Consider the following 5,255-nt stretch of genomic DNA (forward strand, 5'->3'; position numbering starts at 1 on the left):
GCCAACCAAGAGTGAAAAGGAGGGGCCATATTGTTAATTAAGAAAAGAGCTAATTGCATACACTATTTTTTGGATATTATAATAATATGATAAACCAACCTCGGATGCTTATTCATAAACATGAACAACAGACTAACCGGGCTAGATCTTCTTCGCTCAATCATCATGATTTTCGGCCCCACATTTCATGCTTCAATGCTCTACGGTGGCGCATGGGGATTTGATTATTCATTAAATCAAAATGTATGGGTTGTGGATGCACTCAATTTAACACACCCATTCAGGATGGAGCTTTTTTTTATCATTTCTGGATTTTTTTCAGCACTTTTAATAAAGCGAAAGGGTGCTAGTCATTTTATTTCAAGTCGAAAAAAAAGATTAATACGACCCACATTGCTGGCTGTAATGATAACCTTGCCTTTGATTGCAATGGAAATGTATTTCCTTTTCGATGACACAGATTTGCGTGATTATCTCAGTTATAAGCACCTCTGGTTTCTTATTGTTCTTTCTCAGATAAGCATGCTCTTGATGCTTGCACCGGAAAAAATAAACAGGCTCGCCTCTTACATTGCAGAAAAGCTGAATAGGTTAACGTGGCCGTTCGTTTTTTCCTTGCTGTTTTTGGCCGTCTGTTTATCTGTTGCTGTAAGCAAAATAGTTAATATGCTGCTACCGAATTCTGTACTGAGTGTAAGCCAGATAATTCCAACCATACAATACATCCCTTTTTTCTTCACAGGAATGTTGCTGTTTTTTATCAAAAAGGATGTTAATAAAAAGGAGGCGATATTTTTATCGGCGCTTTACCTTTTATGGTACTTTTTTAGCATTATTTTTAAAGGTGAGTTCAAAACTGCTATGAGCTTATGTCAGGTTTTTGCTGTAATCGCCCTGTGCCTGGCATTATTTTATACTTTCAAGAATTTAAATATAAAAGAAAATAAAACCATCACAGCTTTATCAAAGCTCGCCCTACCATTTTATTTAACTCACCTGCCTATTTTAATATTTCTGGGATGGGTATGGAGTAAATCGGGAATTTCAAGAGATCCTGTTTTATTCTTAACTTATGTTATTGTACTAAACATAATTTTTTAGCTTTGCAGCGTCTATCCTCATCAGAAAAAGCCAAAAGATGTCAATTTTTCTGGGACTGGCATAACGTCATGAAATTTCGACAGGCCGCGGCTAAATCATGTTCAAAGCTTCTCCAGGCATACACAATAAAGACTAACTGTGAGCACTCAGTTACTCGTAAATGGAATGCTCTTTTTAGGGTTGCCGTCCGCTTGTCGTGTGAGTTCAACTGATCGATGCAACGCTATCCTGTAACGAGGAGGACATTGCCATGAAACAACGAACCCGCATTTACTACACGCCAGAGCAGAAAGCGATCATCTGGGGCAGGTATAAGCAAGGTGATTCTTTACATGATATCGCCATGACCTGCCCCCAGTATTAGATACAACCGTCAGTTAGTGATGTCGGTTTTTTACCTTCACATTTTCCATTCCGCCACCGTGCTGCAAACTCTAATGGCGTCTGATAATTCAGTGCTGAATGTGGACGACACTCGTTATAATCCTGTCGCCAGTCATTAATGATTTTCCTGGCGCGAACGATATCGCTGAACCAGTGCTCATTCAGACATTCATCGCGAAATCGTCCGTTAAAGCTCTCAATAAATCTGTTCTGTGTTGGCTTGCCCGGCTGGATTAAGCGCAACTCAACACCATGCTCAAAGGCCCATTGATCCAGTGCGCGGCATGAAATCCGGCCCCTGGTCAGTTCTTATCGTCGCCGGATAGCCTCGAAACAGTGCAATGCTGTCCAGAATACGCGTGACCTGAACGCCTGAAATCCCGAATGCGATGGTAATTGTCAGACACTCCTTCGTGAAGTCGTCCACACAGGTCAGGCACTTGATCCTGTGATCGGTGGCCAGCGCGTCCATGACGAAATCCATCGACCAGGTCAGGTTGGGCGCCGCCGGGCGGAGCAGTGGCAGACGTTCTGTTGCCAGCCCTTTACAACGTCGTCTGCGTTTTACGCCCAGCCCACTCAGATGATAAAGGCGGTACACGCGCTTGTGATTAACATGAAGGCCTTCACGGCGCAGTAACTGCCAGATGCGGCGGTAGCCAAAACGCCTGCGCTCCAGTGCCAGCTCAGTGATGCGCCCTGATAAATGCGCATCAGCCGCCGGACGCTGAGCCTCATAGCGGCAGGTCGACAGGGACAAACCTGTAAGCCTGCAGGCACGACGTTGCGACAGACCGGTCGCATCACACATAAACTCAACGGCTTCCCGCTTCTGGTCTGTCGTCAGTACTTTCGCCCCAGAGCCACCTGAAGTGCCTCCTTATTCAGCATGGCTTCGGCAAGCAGCTTCTTGAGTCTGGCGTTCTCTTCCTCAAGCGACTTCAGGCGCTTAACCTCGGGCACCTCCATACCGCCATACCTCTTACGCCAGGTGTAAAAGGTAGAGTCGGAAATGGCGTGCTTACGGCAGAGCGCACGGGCAGAAACCCCGGCTTCAGCCTCGCGGATGATACTGATGATCTGTTCGTCGGAAAAACGCTTCTTCATGGGGATGTCCTCATGCGGCTTATGAAGACATTACTAGCATCGCGGTGTATTAATCAACGGGGAGCAGGTCAAATCATCTGAAACATTCGAAAATATTGAAAGAATAACTCTTTAATTAAACTGAATATTAGATGTAGTTTTATTTAAGTGACCTAGAGTATTAATGGATTTGTCTGATTTCTACCTGGGCTGAAATAGACGAAATAACCATTACGTTTCAGTTACATGCTATCGCTAACATATTATCAGTGTTACTGTGCTTTCAAAAAAATGAAAAAAGTTATTGTTTTCGTTATTTAACTGATTGATCATATACCCAGACTTAGCAAACGGAATTCAAGGATATGAAGACTAGCTTTAAAGTTGGTATTGGTTGTCTGAGTGCTTTAGTACTCTGTGGGATCGGCTATAACGTTTATTCAAAACAACTGCATGAGGAAAGTGATCGCCTTGCTTGCAGTACTGTAAATTTGAAAAGTGCCGTCACAGCAGTTGAGAATGATTTACTTCAGATGCCTACTGCTGAATTTTTCGGTAAATCCAAAATTACGATTGGTTCACTCTATGTTCATCGTGATTCAGTAGGAATTGACGGTTCTAAAATTGTCGTGCCTTTTACTATTACAGGGCGTAACACTGCTAACTTTAGCGGGTTGGTGAAATGCTCGGATATGCGTAGTATCGAATACGCAAAAAACATATAAAAAATCTTACTGCTGCACCAGGGAAAACTAACTTTAGCCATTTAATACTGAAGGTTACACACAGCACTTTAAGGAAATATCGGTGAATAAATCGAAGTTTTACTATGCCTGCATTCATCCTTTTTTGGGGATGACAGTGCATTGCAAGGGTTGCAAGAAGTTACAGCAAGAAGGACAAGTATTTTTAGGGTCGTTTTATGAATATCATCAGGCTATGGCTGTGGCTAAACGCCGTTACACTGATATCAACTATTGTTCAGACTGCTTAGAAATGAAACCTGAAATCGAGCCGGTAGTAGTAGTTGTTGAGTCACGTACCCGTGCTACACCACCTGTAACGGTCAAGACTAAGGCTGAGCCTAAAACTAAAGCTGCACCTGTCAGGACGTGTAATAACCCTGATACGCGTCGCCCGGTGCGTATACCTGAATTGAAGCCAAAAGCTAATATTAATCGCGTACCAAGAAAACACGCACCAGGTAACTACTGACAACTTATCCATTTTAGGCCGCTGTCTTTGTTCTCATCTTCGAATTGCTCTTGTAGTACTGCCAGGATACTTCGTTCAGGTGAGTCAATCGGTAGTTCATCTAACAGTACTTCATTGTCATCAATGAAGTACTGAAACTTTTTCGTATGCCTGATCTCAAAGCGTCCTGCTTTCAGACTTTTTATTCACATATAACATTCTTGTTAATTTGGCGGAGCTCCAGCCATAGTTTTTAAGTTCAGATTAATTCAAAATAATTTCTGGAGTCTGTGCATTCATCCTCTGCCAGCTTCATTACTTGCCCTGCATCCCGTTGATCAATACAGAATAGTGTTAGTAATGTACCCGTTTTGATAACAATTAAGAACTTCCGCTTTTCGCTCATTGCGGACCTTAAGCGCGCATTGGCTTCGTATCAACAGCGGACTTTAGATACTGTTGCAAAGTCAACTTGATGTGCTACAGCATCTTTTATTAATTTAAGAATGACTTAACCGCGCGGGAAAACCGTTCTGGCTGATCAAGCATGACAAAGTGAAAACTGTCATCGATCCGCGTGAATCGGATATCGGGTACAGCAGCGTAGGCTTGGCGGTACATTGCATCCACGCTGGCTGCAGGAACCCCGAATAAGGCGTCATACGCGTACACGACCTCAATTGGCGCTTTGATGCGGGCGAGCTTGGGGCGCAGATCGGTAATCATCAATTCATACACGGCATCCCCAACAGTTTTGCGATCAGAATTGATCCCGGCAGTAACTAACGCTGGCCTCACCGCCTCGGTCTTGGCTAAACGGATTATGGATGTTTTCTGAAACTCTTTGATTTGCTCCGACGACTGTCCTAATAGCCAATCCCGCATAGCCGTGGCCTGCCGGGCAGCAGTTTCACTGGTCGCCGCAGGATTAATCATCAACGTATAGAACGGCAGGGCATCGACGATCATCAAACGACCGACCTGGTCGGGATGGCGCGCCCCCAGCATCAATGCAATCTCGCCCCCAAGAGAATGGCCAATGATCACCGGTGCTTTGATGCGCTGGGTTTGAATGTAATCAGCGATGGCGTCAACTGCCGGAGCAATGACTTTTCCGTCTGGATTGGAAACGGCAGGCGTACTTGCAAAGCCCGCAAGTTCAACCAGATGAATGCGGTGGTTCTTACGTAAAGTTGATGCTAAATCGGCCCAAACTTCGCGAGACGACGCCAGCCCCGGAATTAATATGACATCCATTCCCGAGCCTTGCGTCTGTACAGAGATACGCTGCGAGTTCGGATGCTCTGAAGGTGTGGACATAGACTGAGTTGCGGACGCTGAGACTAAGACTGATATTAATAAAACAGCCCCTCCGATGGTGGCACAAATATATGCGGTAGGCATGAGTTTAGTCCTTGTTATGTTATCCCTGATAAACCGGGGCAAGTTGACAGAAGCGTTTATCATAGAAGGGCTTTGTTGAATAAATC

The 5,255-nt window shown here is 44.4% G+C and carries 4 protein-coding genes and 1 pseudogene; 3 read left to right on the forward strand and 2 right to left on the reverse strand.

Annotated features, from left to right (window positions below; all coding sequences use genetic code 11):
• Nucleotides 1–120: 120 nt before the first annotated feature.
• Nucleotides 121–1,101 (forward strand): acyltransferase family protein, encoded by a 981-nt coding sequence (locus HA41_RS19135; RefSeq protein ID WP_094122079.1) that lies wholly within the window; start codon nucleotides 121–123, stop codon nucleotides 1,099–1,101.
• Nucleotides 1,102–1,474: 373 nt separating this feature from the next.
• Here HA41_RS19135 and HA41_RS20885 read toward each other — a convergent pair.
• Nucleotides 1,475–2,592, reverse strand: a pseudogene (locus tag HA41_RS20885) (IS3 family transposase).
• Nucleotides 2,593–2,936: 344 nt separating this feature from the next.
• On the opposite strand from HA41_RS20885, the gene HA41_RS20890 reads away from it, so the two are divergent.
• Entirely contained in the window at nucleotides 2,937–3,296 is a 360-nt protein-coding gene (locus HA41_RS20890) for a hypothetical protein (protein ID WP_143807375.1), read from the forward strand.
• Between the two features lie 82 nt (nucleotides 3,297–3,378).
• Entirely contained in the window at nucleotides 3,379–3,786 is a 408-nt protein-coding gene (locus HA41_RS20895) for a hypothetical protein (RefSeq protein WP_143807376.1), read from the forward strand.
• Between the two features lie 474 nt (nucleotides 3,787–4,260).
• Here the strand turns inward: HA41_RS20895 and HA41_RS19155 are convergent, their stop codons facing one another.
• Nucleotides 4,261–5,022 (reverse strand): alpha/beta fold hydrolase, encoded by a 762-nt coding sequence (locus HA41_RS19155; RefSeq protein WP_244175154.1) that lies wholly within the window; start codon nucleotides 5,020–5,022, stop codon nucleotides 4,261–4,263.
• Nucleotides 5,023–5,255: the final 233 nt, after the last annotated feature.

The sequence above is a fragment of the Pantoea conspicua genome (assembly GCF_002095315.1).
Taxonomy (GTDB): domain Bacteria; phylum Pseudomonadota; class Gammaproteobacteria; order Enterobacterales; family Enterobacteriaceae; genus Pantoea; species Pantoea conspicua.

Coding starts and splice junctions, on each gene's coding strand:
- HA41_RS20890 (WP_143807375.1), top strand. CDS start 2,937: ATGAAGACTAGCTTTAAAGTTGGTATTGGTTGTCTGAGTGCTTTAGTA.
- HA41_RS19155 (WP_244175154.1), bottom strand. CDS start 5,022: ATGGATGTCATATTAATTCCGGGGCTGGCGTCGTCTCGCGAAGTTTGG.
- HA41_RS19135 (WP_094122079.1), top strand. CDS start 121: ATGAACAACAGACTAACCGGGCTAGATCTTCTTCGCTCAATCATCATG.